Annotated in this window: 18 protein-coding genes and 1 tRNA gene; 14 read left to right on the forward strand and 5 right to left on the reverse strand. The window is 40.9% G+C overall.

The genetic code is table 11. The annotated features are described in order from the left end of the window. Positions 1–133: 133 nt before the first annotated feature. The 10 genes from madL (at position 134) to FQ083_RS09765 (ending at position 8374) form a co-directional block, all read left to right on the forward strand. Positions 134–538, forward strand: coding sequence for a malonate transporter subunit MadL (gene madL / locus FQ083_RS09720; protein ID WP_020444456.1), 405 nt, complete (start codon positions 134–136; stop codon positions 536–538). A 72-nt stretch (positions 539–610) separates the two neighbouring features. Then, positions 611–1369 carry a malonate transporter subunit MadM gene (gene madM / locus FQ083_RS09725; protein WP_020444455.1) on the forward strand — a complete coding sequence of 253 codons (759 nt, stop codon included), beginning with the start codon at positions 611–613 and terminating at the stop codon, positions 1367–1369. Positions 1370–1390: 21 nt separating this feature from the next. Continuing rightward, positions 1391–3046: a malonate decarboxylase subunit alpha gene (gene mdcA / locus FQ083_RS09730; RefSeq protein ID WP_149409708.1), complete on the forward strand. Its 1656-nt coding sequence runs from the start codon at positions 1391–1393 to the stop codon at positions 3044–3046. 21 nt (positions 3047–3067) lie between these two features. Then, complete coding sequence (gene mdcC / locus FQ083_RS09735) at positions 3068–3385, forward strand: malonate decarboxylase acyl carrier protein (RefSeq protein WP_020444453.1); 318 nt, start codon at positions 3068–3070, stop codon at positions 3383–3385. Then, the gene (locus FQ083_RS09740) at positions 3378–4265 is read left to right on the forward strand and encodes a biotin-independent malonate decarboxylase subunit beta (RefSeq protein WP_149409709.1); all 888 of its coding nucleotides are present in this window, start codon (positions 3378–3380) and stop codon (positions 4263–4265) included. The genes mdcC and FQ083_RS09740 overlap by 8 nt, the downstream gene beginning before the upstream one ends. A gap of 4 nt (positions 4266–4269) precedes the next feature. Continuing rightward, the gene (gene mdcE, locus FQ083_RS09745; RefSeq protein WP_149409710.1) at positions 4270–4986 is read left to right on the forward strand and encodes a biotin-independent malonate decarboxylase subunit gamma; all 717 of its coding nucleotides are present in this window, start codon (positions 4270–4272) and stop codon (positions 4984–4986) included. A gap of 31 nt (positions 4987–5017) precedes the next feature. Then, a complete protein-coding gene (mdcG, locus tag FQ083_RS09750) occupies positions 5018–5743 on the forward strand; it encodes a malonate decarboxylase holo-[acyl-carrier-protein] synthase (RefSeq protein WP_149409711.1) in 726 nt (241 codons plus the stop codon). Further along, positions 5670–6557, forward strand: coding sequence for a triphosphoribosyl-dephospho-CoA synthase MdcB (gene mdcB, locus FQ083_RS09755; RefSeq protein ID WP_149409712.1), 888 nt, complete (start codon positions 5670–5672; stop codon positions 6555–6557). The genes mdcG and mdcB overlap by 74 nt, the downstream gene beginning before the upstream one ends. Continuing rightward, complete coding sequence (gene mdcH, locus FQ083_RS09760; RefSeq protein ID WP_149409713.1) at positions 6535–7443, forward strand: malonate decarboxylase subunit epsilon; 909 nt, start codon at positions 6535–6537, stop codon at positions 7441–7443. Before mdcB ends, mdcH begins: the two co-directional genes overlap by 23 nt. Before the next feature lie 127 nt (positions 7444–7570). Further along, a complete protein-coding gene (locus FQ083_RS09765) occupies positions 7571–8374 on the forward strand; it encodes a sulfite exporter TauE/SafE family protein (RefSeq protein WP_149409714.1) in 804 nt (267 codons plus the stop codon). 481 nt (positions 8375–8855) lie between these two features. On the opposite strand, the gene FQ083_RS09770 is transcribed toward FQ083_RS09765, so the two are convergent. Further along, positions 8856–8946, reverse strand: a tRNA-Ser gene (locus FQ083_RS09770). 223 nt (positions 8947–9169) lie between these two features. Between FQ083_RS09770 and FQ083_RS09775 the strand changes: the two genes are divergently transcribed. The 3 genes from FQ083_RS09775 to FQ083_RS09785 all read left to right on the forward strand — a co-directional run bounded on the left by FQ083_RS09775 (position 9170) and on the right by FQ083_RS09785 (position 11058). Continuing rightward, positions 9170–10063, forward strand: a complete 894-nt coding sequence (locus FQ083_RS09775) for a DNA/RNA non-specific endonuclease (protein ID WP_149409715.1) — start codon at positions 9170–9172, stop codon at positions 10061–10063. 76 nt (positions 10064–10139) lie between these two features. Continuing rightward, entirely contained in the window at positions 10140–10403 is a 264-nt protein-coding gene (locus FQ083_RS09780) for a hypothetical protein (protein ID WP_133104959.1), read from the forward strand. 271 nt (positions 10404–10674) lie between these two features. Continuing rightward, positions 10675–11058: a DUF2147 domain-containing protein gene (locus FQ083_RS09785; protein ID WP_133104958.1), complete on the forward strand. Its 384-nt coding sequence runs from the start codon at positions 10675–10677 to the stop codon at positions 11056–11058. 293 nt (positions 11059–11351) lie between these two features. Here FQ083_RS09785 and FQ083_RS09790 read toward each other — a convergent pair whose 3' ends face one another. The 4 genes from FQ083_RS09790 to FQ083_RS09805 all read right to left on the reverse strand — a co-directional run bounded on the left by FQ083_RS09790 (position 11352) and on the right by FQ083_RS09805 (position 15969). Continuing rightward, complete coding sequence (locus FQ083_RS09790) at positions 11352–12614, reverse strand: ammonium transporter (RefSeq protein ID WP_011514652.1); 1263 nt, start codon at positions 12612–12614, stop codon at positions 11352–11354. A 77-nt stretch (positions 12615–12691) separates the two neighbouring features. Beyond that, positions 12692–13030, reverse strand: a complete 339-nt coding sequence (locus FQ083_RS09795; RefSeq protein ID WP_011514651.1) for a P-II family nitrogen regulator — start codon at positions 13028–13030, stop codon at positions 12692–12694. A 439-nt stretch (positions 13031–13469) separates the two neighbouring features. After that, positions 13470–14324: a universal stress protein gene (locus FQ083_RS09800; RefSeq protein WP_149409716.1), complete on the reverse strand. Its 855-nt coding sequence runs from the start codon at positions 14322–14324 to the stop codon at positions 13470–13472. Between the two features lie 145 nt (positions 14325–14469). Then, on the reverse strand, positions 14470–15969 hold the full coding sequence (locus FQ083_RS09805; protein WP_011514649.1) for a SulP family inorganic anion transporter: 1500 nt from the start codon (positions 15967–15969) through the stop codon (positions 14470–14472). Positions 15970–16490: 521 nt separating this feature from the next. Here FQ083_RS09805 and murD point away from each other — a divergent pair. Next, positions 16491–17906: a UDP-N-acetylmuramoyl-L-alanine--D-glutamate ligase gene (gene murD / locus FQ083_RS09810; RefSeq protein ID WP_149409717.1), complete on the forward strand. Its 1416-nt coding sequence runs from the start codon at positions 16491–16493 to the stop codon at positions 17904–17906. Positions 17907–18290: the final 384 nt, after the last annotated feature.

Genomic DNA, 18290 nt, shown 5'->3' on the forward strand with positions numbered 1-18290 from the left:
ACATCATCAAGCTACAATTATTTGCGCTTGTATCTATATCTAATTGTTATTAATTTAGATTCTTATTTATACAGCCCGTATATCAAGTTAGATATTGCCAAAAAGGCTGTCATGATATCCAAGGAAGGTTTTTATGATCATATATGGTACTGCTTTATTGGCGGTTAGCTATTTGCTAGGAGTTTTTCTTGGTGGATTGTTAGGAAAAATATTAGGGGTTGACGCTAATATTGGTGGTGTAGCTATCGCAATGATTCTACTAATTGTCGGCAAAGAAATGCTTGCTAAAAAAGGTTATCTACCTAAGTCGACGCAGTTTGGTGTTCTATATTGGGCAGGTATGTACATCCCTATCGTTGTTGCGATGGCTGCAGGACAGAACGTAGTCGCTGCACTATCTGGCGGAATGGTAGCAGCTGTTGTTTCTGTTATTGCGCTTACTGCAACTGTCTTTGTCGTACGCTTACTTAATAATATTGGTAATGATTACGATACATTTACTTGGGATGATACTGAAGAGCATCGTGACCAATTGTGAGTGTCTCATCAATATTATCAACACTATAAGAAAACTGAAACTACCAATTCAATCGCGCAATGGAGTAATTAAATGGACTTAATTATAGAAACCCTCACTAAAAATGCCTTTGTAACTGCTCTAGCAGTAACAGGCCTAGTGATGCTCTTCTCTCAAATACTATCCAAGTACCTAACAAACAATAAGCTACAGTCATCTGCAATTGCTATCACCCTTGGTCTCATTGCTGCCTATTTTGCTGGTTTATATACTGGTGGTGAAAAAGGCATTTCCGATATAGAGCTTTTCTCTGGATTTGCTCTTTTAGGTGGCGCGATGCTCAGAGATCTTGCCATTGCATCTACTGCTTTTGAAGTAGACGTTAAAGAAATAAAGCGTGCTGGGAAGATTGGTATTGTTGCCTTGATATTGGGCTGCGTTATACCGTTTGTGGTAGGAGCCGGTGTTGCATGGACATTAGGCTATAGAGATGCTGTCTCTATGACCACTATTGGAGCAGGTGCAATGACTTACATTGTGGGACCTATTACAGGTACAGCAATTGGAGCAAGCTCTGATGTGATTGCTTTATCCATTGCCATTGGTTTGATTAAAGCCGTCTTCTTTATGATCGCAACCCCTTTACTTGCCAGATTTATGTATCTTAAAAGCCCACGTTCAGCCATGATTTTCGGTGGCTTGGTAGGTACTACTAGTGGAGTAGCAGCTGGCTTGGCAGGTACTGATGTAAGGCTGGTTCCATATGGAGCATTGGTAGCCACTTTTTATACGGGCCTAGGTGCTTTATTAGGACCATCTATATTTTTCTTAACACTAAACGCAATATTTTAATAAGTAGAGAAAGGAAGTCTTATGAAAGCGAATATTGACAAAAAAGTATGGGATACACAAAAAACTAGACGGCTTACCAAACTAAATGCTGCAAAAGACAAAGGATTAGAAAAACTAGTCCCGAGTGATAGAACAATTGAACTACTGGAAACGGTACTTGCACCTGAAGATAAAGTTTGTATTGAAGGTAATAATCAAAAGCAAGCTGACTTTTTATCTGAATGTTTGTCTCAATGTAATAATGAAGTGCTAAACGACTTGCATATATTACAGTCGGTTTTAGCACTACCCAGCCATATCGATATATTTGAAAAGGGTATTGCCAGTAAAGTAGATTTTTCTTTTTCTGGTCCACAAGCATTAAGATTAGCAAAGCTGGTTCAGCAACAAAAAATCCAAATTGGCTCGATTCATACCTATCTAGAGTTATATGGTAGGTATTTTATCGACTTAATACCGAATGTGTGCTTGATCACAGCACATTCTGCCGATGCAGAAGGTAACCTATATACCGGTCCAAATACTGAAGATACACCAGCAATTGTAGAAGCCACGGCATTCAAGAGCGGTATTGTCATTGCACAAGTGAATGAGTTAGTAGATATCGTTCCACGAGTTGATATTCCTTCGGATTGGGTGGATTTTTTCATTGTTGCACCTAAGCCTAACTATATAGAGCCTCTGTTTACACGTGATCCAGCCCAGATTACCGAAGTACAGATATTGATGGCAATGATGGTTATAAAAGGTATTTACGCTCCCTATCAAGTCAAACGCTTAAACCATGGGATTGGCTTTAATACAGCAGCAATTGAGTTGCTCTTACCTACCTACGGCGCAGAATTAAACCTCAAAGGTAAAATTTGTACTAACTGGGCACTTAATCCTCATCCGACTATGATTCCAGCGATAGAAAGTGGGTTTGTGGATAGTATTCATAGCTTTGGCTCAGAAGTAGGGATGGATGAATACATTCAAAGCCGCCCTGATGTATTTTTTACAGGCAAAGATGGAAGTATGAGATCCAACCGTGCTTTTAGTCAAACGGCAGGTTTGTATGCTTGCGATTTATTTATAGGGGCAACTTTACAGATTGATCTACAAGGTAATAGTTCGACAGCGACGGTAGACCGCATTGCAGGTTTTGGTGGGGCTCCCAATATGGGGTCAGATCCACATGGACGTAGACATTCTAGCTATGCATATCTCAAAGCAGGTAAAGAAGCGACAGATGGACGCGTGGTAAAAGGTCGTAAGCTAGTGGTGCAAATGGTAGAAACTTATCGTGAGCATATGGATTCTGTCTTTGTGGAAGAGCTTGATGCATGGCAACTACAAGAAAAGATGGGAAGTGACTTTCCACCCATCATGATCTATGGCGATGATGTCACACATATTGTGACCGAGGAAGGTATCGCAAACTTATTATTGTGTCGCACTCCAGAAGAGAGAGAGCAGGCCATTCGCGGTGTAGCGGGTTACACACCTGTCGGTCTGCAACGAGATCATGAAAAAGTCAAAGAATTAAGACAGCGTGGGATTATCCAAAGACCAGAAGATATTGGCGTAGATGCTTCAAAAGCGACGAGGGATTTATTGGCAGCCAAATCTGTCAAAGATTTAGTGAAGTGGTCGAATGGTACTTACTCTCCACCAAGCCGTTTTAGAAACTGGTAAAACAATACTAAGGATATAACTATGAATGTACTTAATTTCGACTTCATTTCACAACCAATCGAAAATATCAAAAAAGAAGTTATTTGCGGTGTGGTTGGGTCAGGCAACTTAGAAGTATTAGTAACACCGCTAGCGAACAATGAAAGTAGCAAATTCATTATTGATACCTCAGTCGCAGGCTTTGATCATATTTGGGAGACTGTGTTAAAGGATTTTTCTAGTCGTTATGCAGTAGGCGGATTGGAGTTTAAAGTCAATGATATGGGTGCGACTCCTGCAGTAGTGAGTTTACGTTTAAGCCAAGCGATTAATATCTTAGAGGAAGAATCAAATGGATAATTCAAATATTCAACAAAGCTTTTATGAAAAGACGGCACGTAATCGAATCACCAGTATTGTTGATAAAAACAGTTTTCAAGAAGTTCTTAAACCCGGCAGTATCCCTGTGAGTCCCAACCTTGCCTCGTTAGATATTGTAGGCAGTTTTGATGATGGTGTCATTATTGGGCAAGCAAAAATTCAAGATGAGCCAGTATACATGATTGCTCAAGAAGGCAAATTCATGGGGGGTGCTGTAGGGGAAATACATGGGGCAAAAATTGTCGGCATGTTACTCAAAGCTATTGAGGAAAAGCCTAAAGCCATCATATTTTTGGTTGATTCAGGTGGCGTTCGCCTTCACGAGGCAAACGCTGGTTTGATCACGATTTCTGAGATTATGCGTGCGATGTTAAAAGTTCGAAATGCTGGCATTCCTATTATTACCGTCATTGGTGGTACGAATGGTGCCTTTGGTGGCATGGGTATATGTGCGTGCCTAAGTACGCACGTTATCATGACAGAAGAGGGACGTTTGGCTCTTTCAGGTCCTGAAGTCATTGAAACTATTAAGGGTGTAGAAGAGTTTGACTCTAAAGACAGGGCTTTAGTATGGCGAGTGACAGGTGGTAAAACACGTTATTTGCTCAATCATGTCGAGTTTTTGGTAGAAGACGATGTAAATGATATTACTCAAGGGATTATTGAGGCTCTTCAGCAACCTGCTGTGGATTTAGACTTAGCGTATTTGCAGCAACAGCAAGCGTCATTGCAGAACCAATATGATCAGTGGTTTGGTGAGAAAGATAGTATACAAATTTGGCAGGCAATGAATATAGACAACCCTGAATCTATTTCCATGCTTAGCGCTCAACAGGTTAGAGCTATTAAAAAAGGATAATATCATGCAAACCAAAACAATTTTAGAAAAGCTTTTTCCCAATAATCTTGAGTATCGCATTGAGCATTCAATGATACGAGGTAGTGCAGACACTAAACTTGGGAAAGTTGAAATTATTGGTACAGTCGATTCTGCAGCTATGAACCAGCTGATTGCAATGACCCTTGCTAATGAGATATTAGATGTCATAGCAAAAGGTCAAAAAACACCCATCGTATTTATTGTAGACACGATGGGGCAAGACTCATCGAGAGCTGATGAGCTGTTATGTTTAAACAGAACATTTGCTCATCTAGCATCTTGTGTAGATTTGCTCAGACGTAGCGCTCATCCAAATATAGCCATTGTCTTGGGTGAGGCGGTTAGTGGTGGGTTTTTATCTTATGGTCTCATGGCAAATCAAGTATTTGCTATGCAATCAAGCCAAGTTAAAGTAATGGACTTAAATGCGATGTCCAGGGTAACCAAAATACCGTTAGATAAACTGAAGTCCTTGTCACAGACATCAGCCATTTTTGCTCCAGGTGTAGAGAACTATTATGCAATGGGAGCAGTTGATGATATCTGGAAAGAGCTTAATGAACATCTGGTCGAAAATGCTCTTGAATCCCAGCTGATGGATATTGATGATTTTCTTATAGATGATCGCCGGCAAGTAGCAGAAGAAAGAAAAGGGCGTTTATTATGCAACGAGATTGTTGAGTCAGTTCTGATGGCTTAATTCTAAGCAGATTTTTATAGAGGTGAGATGTATGCAACGTCATGATTTAGTTTACTTACAACCACATGAGTCATACGATTTTATGAATGCATCCCTACCTTTATCTGTGACGATGGCTGTTGGTAAGATGATTGAATCTCAACAGCCACTGACTGCTTGTAGACAAGACATTGCCAATGTAATCAAAGTTGCTACTAGTTATATAGAAGACGGTCGTAAATATCGATTGGCACTAACACTATCTAAAACACCTGAAATTATCAAGCCACCTTTAGCGCTTGAGGTTTTAGTGCCTCAGTTGCCGAAAGCGATTCGAGAACACACTCAAAAATTTATCGAACGCTGTTCTCATTTAGATTGTGATGTGCATGTCTATGGCTCCTTTGCCAATCAATATTTTACGGATTTGCCTTTTGTGAAACCAACATCAGATTTGGATGTTTTGATCGTTGCACACAGCAATAATATCTCACAAATATTGTTAGAAGTGGAAGCCTTGAACCTGTTTGCAAAATCTACTGTGGGTTTAAAAATTGATGGGGAGATAAGATTACATGGATGTAACGACATATCTTTTAATGAACTAATCTACGCCATTATGTTTGATATTCCAACCGTTTTAGTGAAAACCCTTTGTGATATCAAGCTTCAAAAAATAGACGTATCACTAGGATGGAATACTGATGAATTTGAACACTTTATTAGATCAAACAAACAAACCTTTATTGCCCATACAGGCAGTCTGGCAGCAGATTGATGAATTAGCATGTGAAGCTTTATATGATGAGTTAAGTTTGGAAAATAAACCAGGTCTTGTCTGTCCCTCCAGTAATGGCAGTCACACAGATATGAACCATATTACTTTTATTAATAGCATCACATCTTTGAAAGGGTATTTTTCCACGTTAAGTCAGTTTGGCTATGATGACAGACCATTCGATAACTTAAAGCATATGGGGATTTACCAAGAAGCAAAAATGCGAGAGGCGACCAAGAATATTAATACCCATAAAGGGGCTATATTTAATTTAGGTTTTGTCTGTGCAGCGATTGGTAGATGTATACAAGCAGAAATACCATTAACCGCTAACAATATCTGTGAGCAACTGGTGGATCGGTGGCAGTTTGATTTAACGACTCGTCTGCAGCGTGAGCCAAATAGCCACGGTCAAAAAATGTTTAAGAAGCACGGCATAACTGGTGCTATCGAGATGGTTTCTAATGGCTTTGAGATTATTTTAACTGACGTTTTGCCATGCTTCTATGACACTATTTATAGCACTCAAGATTTTGAAAAAGCCAGTATGCAAGCATTGATGACACTGATATCTGCATTATCGGATACTAATATCGTGTGGCGAGGCGGGATAAAAGATTTAGAAAATGCTCAAGCATTGGCGAAACAGTTTTTGCAGGAAGGTGGTGTACATCAGCTAAATTGGCGGCAGAAAGTAAGTAATATTAATCAATATTTTATTCATAATAACCTCAGCCCAGGTGGCAGTGCCGACTTACTAGCCGTCACAATCTTCTTTTATAAGGTGGAAAATGAATTTAATTATCTTATTTAGTGGGCAAGGCCTACAAAGCCAAAAGCATGTGAATGAAATACTGACCTATATCTCGGAGCACGAGCGATCGATTCTAAGTGCTATGGCACCCGAGCTCTTCAATGAAAATTCTGATAGTGATAAATTATTTGATAACAAAGTTGCGCAACCGTTTATTTATACTTTGCAATATTATCGATGGCATCAGCTACGTCAATTGATTGCAGCACCAACGGCTTTTGCTGGGTATTCTTTGGGAGAAGCAAATGCCTTTTGTTGTAGTAGCCAAATCACATTTGAGGGCGGGTTAGATTTAGTTAGTAAAAGAGCCAACCTCATGCAGCAAGAAGTAACAGAGTCTAGCGGGTTATTAGCAATCAAAGGTGTTTCTGATAGGAACCTTGAGCAACTGCTTGAAGAAAGCAACACCTATCTGTCTATCAAGATCAATAGGGACCAATTCATTATAGGTGGTAATAAAAATGATCTTGAACAGGCTGCACAAGTTGCACAAACACTAGGTGCACAAAGTGTGCAGCTGTTAAACGTGTCTGTGCCATCCCATACAGCAATGATGCAAGGTGCTGCAGAAGGATTTCGTAAATATACTAAGACATTGGCTTTACCTTCTATGACAACTCCCATCATTAGTGCAACTGAAGGAATAAGGTACAGCGATACACATCAAGGTTTAGAAATCTTGTCACGTCAAATAGACCATGCGTTAGACTGGTACTTTTGTATGGAAAATATTGAAGAATATCAGCCAAGTATGGTAATAGAAATAGGGCCAGGAAATGCTTTGTCCAGAATGGTAAATAATTTGCTACCGCATGTGCCTTGTAGAAGTTGGGACGACTTTCGTAATGTAGATGGGTTAAAAGAGTGGATAGACAGAAATAGCTAAGGTGCTAGTTAATAGTTTTTATAATTTAGAGCCTGATAAGTGGTTTTTTATAAAATTTTTAATAAGGCCATCAGATGAAATAATCATCATTATTTGTGATTTATTATAATCAAAAGGTAGGCTCTACATGTTGTATGTGTGGTTTGTTATTGCAGGTGCGTTCGCAGGGGTCAGTGCTGGTTTGTTTGGTGTAGGCGGCGGCATGATTATTGTACCAGTACTCGTGTGGATTTTTACCGCATACAATTTTTCACCTGAGGTAGTCACACATTTAGCTATTGGAACCTCTCTAGCGACTATTGCCGTAACCTCTATTAGTTCATTGACCGCACATAACAAACGTGGTGGTGTACGTTGGGAAGTCTGGCGTAGTATGGCATTAGGTTTAGTAATTGGTGGTCTAGTCGGGGCAGGGATTGCCGATATGATTGATGGAGATATATTGCAAGTCATTATTGGTATTGGGGCATTATTAATGGCTTTGAAAATGTTGTTTTTATCCAATAAGGAACAATTAGACAGGCCTTTACCGCCTGCTAGTGTGCAGTTTGGTGCTGGTAGTGCTATTGGTATGGCCTCGTCTATTTTCGGTATTGGCGGTGGTAGCTTGACTGTTCCATTTTTAAATTGGGCAGGATTACCGATGAGACAATCGGTGGGAACGTCTGCTGCTTGTGGTTTACCAATTGCTGTAGCTGGAGCGGTGGGTTTTGCATGGTTTGGTCAAGATGTTGTCAATCTTCCTAAAGGCACTATAGGCTTTATACATATTAGTGGATTTATATGTATCTCAGTTGCAAGCTTCGCGATGGCCAAAGTTGGGGCTAAGCTTGCCCATGTATTGCCAGCCTTGATGCTAAAGCGAGCATTCGGTGTGTTGTTATTAGTGGCAGGCGGTCAGTTATTGTTGAGCGGTATCGGAGTGTTGTAGTATGCCTTAGTCTAATAAAGTATTGAGAATTCAGCTGTAAAGACTGTTTTTCCGTTTTTAAGAACTCTTTTGACTAAGTTTAGGCTCTATCCTTGATAAAAATAATTAATGAGAAGCCTGCATAACCCATTACGTCAAAACCAATTTAGATAATAAACATAGTCATGTTCGTAATTGATCAAAAAATACTTGGTAGCTGTGTTTAATAATTTAAAAACGGTGCCTACTTGAGGCACCGTTTTTTTTGTTTGTATATGACTGTAGTGGCATAATTAAATTGGACAGCGCCTAAGAGGTTATACTAACCCAAAGAGGAAAATAGTATGACCAACGAATAGACCAACACAACACGTGGGATACATAGGGTTGAACGGGAATGATTGGGACAGCAATAGAGAATAATCATAGACTGAAAGTCTTGCTATTAAAGGTTTTAAGGAGTATTTAGGTCGAGATAAGGAAAACTAGGATTTTATAAGATTGGCGGTGAAGGAGGGATTCGAACCCTCGATACGCTATTAACGTATACACACTTTCCAGGCGTGCGGTTTCAGCCACTCACCCACTTCACCGTTTTGAGTCATACTCACTTAAATACTACACAGACCATTGATAATCTGATTAGGACTCCAAGCTTTTAAATACTGTATATGATATACAGGCACTGATTTTTGCAGGACCTAGTATAGCGGATAGCATTTAAAATGTCACGGTGTGCGCAGTATCTTTCTTTATTGGTAGACGCCTGCTAGGATAGAGCATACGTAATAGTAAGCATAAACGGTTGAAAGTTGCATGAGAAGTGTTTTTAAGCGAAGATTTAATCTAAAAAACAGCACGATAACGGTAATAATTGCTACCGTTTTAAGCGTATCAACGGCACATGCTGAGGATTTCACACAATGCAGCCAATCATTTTATGGCGGTGTCTATCCTGAATTCAGCAATACGAAGCTCAGTAATAATACCCAAGCACTATGTATGGACGGTTTCGCTGTCATGTATTCTGGTATATCACGTACACCATTATGGTCAGCAGAATATCTGGATCGTAAGCGTTTACAGCAGGCCAAACAAATCGACCGTGAAGACAGCTTTCATGAAGAAAGCCGATTGCCACAGTCCATGCGTGCCAAGCTCTCTGACTATTCAGGCTCAGGTTATGACCGCGGACATTTAGCGCCTAATGGTGACATGGCCAATCGAAGTCAGCAGTATGATAGCTTTAGCCTTGCTAATATAGCCCCGCAATCACCACGTAATAATCGCTATATCTGGCGCAATATTGAATCGGCGACTCGCTATTTAACGCAGCAATATGGTGAAGTCTATACTGTCACAGGGGTTGCATTTACTGATAAAAAAGCTAAACAATTAGCAGGGCGGGTACTGGTGCCCAGTCATTTTTTTAAAGCCGTTTATATTCCAGCGATCAATCAAGCAGGTGTTTACTATGCGCCAAACGACGAATCTGAGCGTATAGAAATCATTAGTATTGACGAATTGACGTCTAAAATTGGTATTGACGTCTTGCCGGTACTTGATGCAAAGACTAAAGTACAAGCTCTGGATTTACCGCTAAAGGCTGGCGAAGCGATAGATCTACCAACCACAGAGGTAGAAGAGCCTGCTTGGATATTATTCGTAGTAGCAATCTTTGAATGGCTCATGACACAATTGCAAACATAGGTCGTTTAAATATTGCTAAACCTGTGTGATTCTGATACATCCTGTAATATGCTACTCATGAAAAGAGGGGGATTAAATGATTGACCCATTTGCTAATAACCACCAAAGCATGCAAATTGGTGAGCTGGTAATTGAAAATCAAGAAGATAAAATTATTATTTATGGGGACATTAATCTGGTCTTAAATGACACTGGATATGAGCAGGCAAAGCAGTTGCATGAGCTTAGCGGTAAAATTTTAAGCGCCTTCGAAAGTAAAAGTCTTTATAGCAATAATGAAGCTAAGTCAAAAGAAAAAGATGACCAATCGGGCAAAATTATAGACAATCCTTTCTTGTAACTTATTGATATAGTTTTGATTTTATAGAAATAATAAACTATAAAAAAATTACTAGGCAAATTCTTAAAATTGCTTATAATGAGTCAAGACAACGCTTATGCTGTCCAGATTTTTTATAAAGAGTAAATTGGTCATTTGGTATTTGCTGTACTAATGAGCGAAAACTGAATATAGTACCACTGAGCTGTAATAAAAAATTGTTGGCAAAGGATGAGCTTAGGACATAGAAACATATCGTTTCTAATAATCATTGAATGAAGGGAGTCTATTTATGAAACTATTCGCAAAAACTACATTAGCAATTGCTGGTATCAGTTTAGCAAGCATGGCATTCGCTGCTGATCCATTAGCCAATACTACTTGGCAGACTTATGACGAAGGCAAGCCAAAAGGCGTGGTTAAAATCACCGAGTCAAATGGCGTGTTGACTGGTAAGCTTATCAGCACCGTGTCAGAGAAAGGTCAGAAGCACGTTGGTATGACGATTATCTCTGGACTAAAAGCTGATGGTAATGGTAAATACAGTGGTGGTAAGATTACTGACCCTGAAAAAAACAAGACTTATAAATTGACTGCTAACTTGAATGGTAGCAATCTTGATCTAAAAGGTCATTTAGGGCCATTCTCACGTAGTCAAACGTGGAAAAAGAAATAAGTCTGAGTTACTGTAACTCTCTTTATTAAGCTAAGTCTTAATAAAGGATAAAAAAATCCCGCATTGCCGAAAGGTATTGCGGGATTTTTAGTGGTGTCTGTTGTTATATTTCTGTTTAAAGTAAAATTAAGATCCTGATTAGATATTCGTCTCAAAACAAAAGCGGTATAAGATAACTATAGCTTTGCTAGGATAGATGTTCATCGTAAACTGTGAGCAATGCGTGGCAGAGACTTTGAAATCTCTGCTAGCAGCACTACAGCATTCTTAAAGCGGAGTTATTAATATATCCCCTATCTTATAAATTCTGGATAGGCTTCCATACCACATTCGGCAATATCAGCACCTTGATATTCTTCTTCTTCAGAGATACGCAGACCGATGACAAACTTGATAATGCTCCAAACGATTAAGCTGCTTATAAAGACCCATGCAAAAATAGTCGCAGCACCGACTAGTTGACCAAGCAATGACGCCGCCGGATTGGTCAGCGGTACAATAAGCAGACCAAATAAACCCACCACACCATGAACAGAAATAGCGCCTACCGGATCGTCAATTTTTATTTTGTCTAGTAGTAAAATCGATAAGACAACGATGACACCAGCAGTCATACCAAATAAGGTAGCTTGTAGTGCTGACGGCGTTAAAGGTTCTGCAGTGATGGCAACCAAACCTGCCAATGCACCATTTAAGAGCATGGTTAAATCGGCTTTACCAAATATAAGGCGTGCGATGAGCAAGGCACCAATCGCTCCACCAGCAGCGGCGGCATTGGTATTCAAAAACACGACAGCGACAGAATTGGCGCTAGCGATATCACCCAGTTTTAATACTGAACCACCGTTAAAGCCAAACCAGCCCATCCATAAGATTAAGGTACCAAGCGCTGCCAGTGGTAAGTTTGCACCAGGAATAGCGCGTATCTCGCCTTTAACGCCATATTTACCGAGGCGCGCTCCTAAGAGTAGTACACCTGATAACGCCGCCGCCGCACCTGCCATATGTACGATGCCAGAGCCTGCAAAATCAGAGAAGCCCAAGTCGCCTAGACTATATAAGCCAAAGACTTCCTTGCCACCCCATGTCCAGCTGCCTTCTAATGGATAAATGACACCAGTCATCACCACGGCAAACAGTAAGAATGCCCATAGTTTCATACGTTCAGCGACCGCGCCTGAGACGATAGACATACAGGTGGCTACAAAGACCACTTGAAAGAAAAAGTCGGACGCGCTGGAGTAAACGGCATCGCCATTAAAACCGTTTTCAGCTGAGGTAGCTAATGCATCAGTGACCAAACTTTCGGTGCCTGCAATACCACTCAAAAACAGATTGCCGTCATACATGATGGCATAACCGCATATCATATACATGGTACAGGCAGTCGCAAAAAGCGCGATATTTTTTGTTAGGATTTCGACAGTATTTTTTGAGCGAACCAGCCCTGCCTCTAACATTGTGAAGCCCGCAGCCATCCACATGACAAGCGCGCCACACATTAAAAAGTAAAACGTATCTAGCGCGTACTGGAGCTCAAAGATTTGATTTTGCATGTTAATTCCCCCTTGAATATATGCAATACAGAGATCGGTATGACCTATAAAGAGATATTTATAGGTAAGTCTTGCGCTTAGATAGCGTCAGGACCTGTCTCACCCGTACGAATACGAATGACTTGCTCGAGATTGGTCACAAATATCTTACCGTCTCCGATTTTACCGGTACTAGCGATACGCGTGATAGCTTCAATAGCTGGCTCAACCATCTCATCCATCACCGCCACTTCCACTTTTACTTTAGGCAAAAAATCCACCACGTACTCGGCGCCGCGATAGAGCTCAGTATGACCTTTTTGACGACCGAAACCTTTGACTTCAGTGACGGTAACGCCTTTTACACCAATGTCAGAAAGCGCTTCACGCACATCATCGAGCTTAAACGGTTTTAAGATCGCAGTGATTAGCTTCATAAAAAAATCCTTATATGGGTGATGTCGCAGGTCAATAGATGCCATTTGATGCAACATATTATGATCATGCTTATATTAAATGATTCAAGAATTGTGCCAAACTTACTCAAGGGGGAAGGTAAAATAAGGCGCATTTACTCAAAATCATTAGCACAATGACAAAAATGGCGTCTATACAGCAAATATAATCCTCATTTTACTGTGTATAAATAGACAATTAACCTGTAACGTTACATGAATACAAACTTTATTATAACTAACTTTTTAATCACTTGGGGGAGGATATGGCTTTATTTCCTGTGATGATTTGCTAAATGATTGTAGGATATAAAAACAGCTAGAAAAGATAAAGGCTACTTATTTATCGATATAAAGAGTAGTCTCTATATCGATAAACAGGTAGCCTGAGTGTCAAAAAGAATAAGCTAAGAGGCTGTCTTTAGGCCTTGGGGAACAATAAGTACGGAGTAGTGGTGCTACCTAATAGCTTTTTGGTGTCACTGCCTTTGAGCAGCTCAATTAAGCGGGGCTGGGCAAAGGCACCTGTCATCAGTAGACCGATATCGTTGTCACGTTGATAGTAGGTCAGCGCTGCAGTGACATCACGGCAGTCGAGCAAGGTTTTTTTGCATTTAATACCAGCTTGTTTTAGGCGCGCGTAGGCTTCACGTAATGCATCGCAGTTTTCAGAGTTCTCTTTGCCGACCATGACGATATGGATCATCAAGGCGCGCACTAAAGGTGTTTTACAGAGCCAATTCAGCATTTTGTGGGAAGTAGGACTATTATCAAACGCAAATAAAGCACTGGTAGGGGGCAAAAATGGTGCATGAGTCACCAAAATGGGGCAGTGACTTGAGCGGATAAGCTGGCTTAGAGTCGATTTACAAGTGACATGATGACCAATCACGATAAGTTGGGCTTGGTCATCAACATAATTAATACTGTCATCGAGCTTTTCATGCCGATGCAGCGTATAAGTCTTGATTTTGTGACGTTGCTGCTCGCAATAGCTGCTTGCTTGATGTAAAAGAAGCTTACCTTGCGCTTTTAACTCGCAATTACTCAAGTGCTCTTTTGTAGTGAATTGATCTAGTAAGGTATTTTCATCATCAATATTGAGGCAGCCTGAATAATCAACGGCTGCCTTTTGCTGTAAGCTTGGCACCGAATACAGCAGTCCAATCGGGGCTTGCAAGCGGATAGACGCCCACAAGCTTGCTTCCAATACAGCTTGCACATGGTTTGGGCAGTCTAAGCAGGCAATCACGCTATCTGGCTTCAAATTACTCATAAAGGCATCACATCATTTCAATAACTTAAATGCAAGCTGGGCAGTCGAGATATGGCGCTCAACTGCCCAACCTGATTTATATACCAATATAATTACTGATCAATAAACCACTCGTTTATATCAGCTTGATAACACACATACAGTGCTAATCTAATAAGCCAATATCTCGGCGATCATGAATTGAAAAACGATCGATAAGCGTACGGCTGGCACTGTTCAATCCAACGACTTTTACCTCAATACCTTCGCGCTGCAAGCGTATCACCAGCTTATCTAAAGTATCTACTGCGCTGATATCCCAAAAATGCGCTTGGCTCACATCGATGTGAACATTATCTAATGCCTCTTTGGTATCAAAGCTTTGCAAAAACTGCGTGGTAGATGCAAAGAACACTTGCCCTTGAACGTAATAATAACGCGTATTGCTACTGTCATCATATTCGCTAAATACGGTTAAGAATTGACCAATTTTGTTAGCAAAAGCTAAAGCAGATAATAGTACGCCAACACCGACGCCGTATGCTAAGTTGTGAGTAAAGACGGTGGTCAAAACTGTCGCTAGCATGACAATATTAAATGACATAGGATGGGTCTTAAATTCACGAATAGACTGCCAGTTAAAGGTACCAATAGATACCATAATCATCACAGCTACCAGCGCCGCCATCGGTATCAAGCTGACCCAATCATTTAAAAACACCACCATAATCAGTAGTACGACACCAGCGATGAGCGATGATAAACGGGTACGCCCACCAGATTTTACGTTAATCATTGACTGCCCAATCATTGCACAGCCAGCCATACCGCCAAAGAATCCTGATACGACGTTAGCGATACCTTGACCACGGCATTCGCGGTTTTTATCGCTTGGCGTATCGGTCAGCTCATCGACAATGGTTGCTGTCATCATAGATTCCAACAAACCTACGATGGCAAGCGCGATAGAGTAAGGCGCGATAATAAGCAAGGTAGTCAAGTTTAGGGGAATATCAGGAAGCAAAAACATCGGTAATGAATCTGGCAAGTCGCCCATACTACCAACGTTACGAATATCAAGATTCATATACATGGCAACAGCTGTCAAACCTACAATACAAATCAGTGGCGATGGAATAACGCGACCAATTTTAGGAATGAGGGGAAATAAATAAATAATCGCCAAACCTGCGGCAGTCATTATATAAACCGTCAGACCAACGCGTTCAGTGGCAGGGTTGAGCTCAGGCAACTGCGCGGCAAATATCAAAATTGCCAGCGCATTCACAAAACCGATAACGACTGAGCGCGACACAAAACGCATCAGATTACCCAGCTTTAAGATGCCCATAACGACTTGAATACCACCGCACAACAAGGTTGCAGCAAGTAGGTATTGCAGACCGTGGTCGGCAACCAAGTCAACCATGACCAGTGCCATGGCTCCTGTAGCTGCCGAAATCATACCCGGACGTCCACCAACGAAACTGATGACTACTGCGATGCAAAATGAGGCATATAAACCAACTTTTGGGTCGACACCGGCGATGATAGAAAAGGCAATGGCCTCTGGAATCAGTGCCAGAGCAACGACTAAACCCGATAAGGTATCGCCACGAATATTGGAAAACCACTCTTCACGTAAATTACCAAAAAAAGATGTCATAAGTAAACTGCACATAGTTGGGGACAAAAAAAGCAATCATTACTCAGTGACAGAATGATTGCATTGTGATGAGCATTTCTAGAATGATAAAACTGTGTCCGCAATCATGGTCTGCGGTAGAAGAAGACAGATAAACCGTCAGAAAAATTATAAAAATACATATGATGAAAAATAAGGGAGAGCATGCCTATCATACTATTAGCGTAATATGAAACATTGCCAATAAGAGGCGACAGTCGCACGATAATCGTGACAACATGCTAAACTAAAATGCTATGCTGAAGTTGTCGTCAATATAGTCGCTCTTACTAAGGTCGCTATTATAGCATTAGCCACTCAATATAAAAACCGCCGTCTCATTGTATAAAGTATTGAAAAATCAGTACCGAAATATGGTTGATACCGTTATCATGCTATTCATTTTAAGCAAATGGTTCAGGCGATATGTGCAGTATGTTGATTGTCTGTTTTCTTGATATTATTTTGTTCGTTTATTTATTCGTTTCATAAAAGGAAAAGCCATGACCGCTAGCACCGCAACAGAAACCTTACTTCATAAAGGCAGTGGTTTACAAGTCGTGGTCGGTTTGGGGCAGTCGGGGTTATCGGTCGCGCATTATTTGGCCGAGCAAGGCTACCAAGTTGCCGTCACTGACAATCAAGAAAATCCTGCGTTAGCAAATAAGCTACCTGCTACTATTGATATCAGGCAGTTTGGGGCGATCGATGCCGAATTATTACAACAAGCGGCACGGATTATTATCAGCCCTGGTATCTCTTTAGATAATGTCGCCATTGCCGCGGCACGAGCTGCAAATATTCCAGTGGTCAGTGATATTCAGCTATTTTGTGAGGCTTGTACGGTACCAATCGTTGCGATTACAGGTTCAAATGCCAAGAGCACCGTTACGACACTGGTCGGACAAATGGCGGCAGATGCAGGCATCAATGTTGGCGTAGGCGGTAATATTGGTGTGCCAGCGCTGAGCCTACTGAGTAATAAAGAGATGGAGCTGGCGGTTATAGAGTTATCCAGCTTTCAGTTAGAAACGGTCACCAACTTAGGAGCGCAGGTCGCGACAGTCCTCAATATGTCGCCTGATCACTTAGATCGTCATGGGGATATGCTCGGCTATCACCAAGCCAAGCATCGTATCTTTCAAGGCGCCAAATCAGTAGTAATTAATCGAGAAGATGCCTTGACTCGGCCACTGGTATCAGACAGTTTGCCAAGATTGAGTACTGGTATCCATGCGCCTAATAAAGGACATTATGGACTTATTACGGATACCGCCGGACAAACTTATTTGGCACGCGGCACAGAGCGTCTAATATCGGCAGACAAACTTAAGATAAAAGGGCGTCATAACCTGCTCAATGCCCAAGCAGCGTTGGCATTGGGCGAGCTTGCTGGTTTGCCGCTTGAAAGTATGCTCATTACTTTGCAGCAGTTTGCAGGGCTTGAGCATCGCTGCCAATATGTCTCTACAGTCGCTGGTATTGATTATTTTAATGACTCTAAAGGCACTAATATTGGCTCAACTATGGCGGCTGTTGAAGGTTTAGGTGCAGTTTATGCGCCAAAAGACGGTAAGCTGCTATTAATATTGGGCGGTCAAGGTAAAGGTCAGCAGTTCGGTGAACTTTCGCCCTTTATCAATCAATATGTGAGTCAAGTGCTGTTTATTGGTGAAGACGGTAAGCAGATTGAGCAGCATTTACGTGCAGCGGGTCTCAGCGATGAGGTCAGCCTGCATCAATGTCAGACATTAGAAAATGCTTTTGCGACGATTGAGCAAGTAACAGCAAGTAGTTTGTCGCAAGTACAGGCTGTATTATTGTCACCTGCTTGTGCAAGCTTCGATCAGTTTGATGGGTTTGTCGCCCGCGGCGAGCACTTTAGCCAGCTCGTTAAACAATTGGATATTGTGTCTTAAAGGCTTCTATCATGAACGGCAAAACCTAAGCATCTATATCGTCGTATTTAGTCTTATAAAGCGCCTTGTTACAATATTATGTGACCTGCGCTTTATAATCGTAAACACGACAAGCATTTTCTGGATAAATGATTGTTTTGCTTATAAATTGCTGCTACTGTCAAAGAAAAGCATTACGGTCAGGAATTACAGGCTGTAGCAGAGACAATGAATACTTTGATGAGTATTCATTGAAGGTTTTCTAATCGACACTTGCTTATGCGCAACTTTTTAGTCAAGTCTATTTAACAATATCTCTTTTTAATTTTTAAACGGTGGCGTTGCATAAACGCCGTGTTTTTTCGTTTGCTAGTGTATATAAAATTATGGCGCTCTCTTCTCTCT

The organism is Psychrobacter sp. ANT_H59 (assembly GCF_008369225.1).
Taxonomy (GTDB): Bacteria; Pseudomonadota; Gammaproteobacteria; order Pseudomonadales; family Moraxellaceae; genus Psychrobacter; species Psychrobacter cryohalolentis.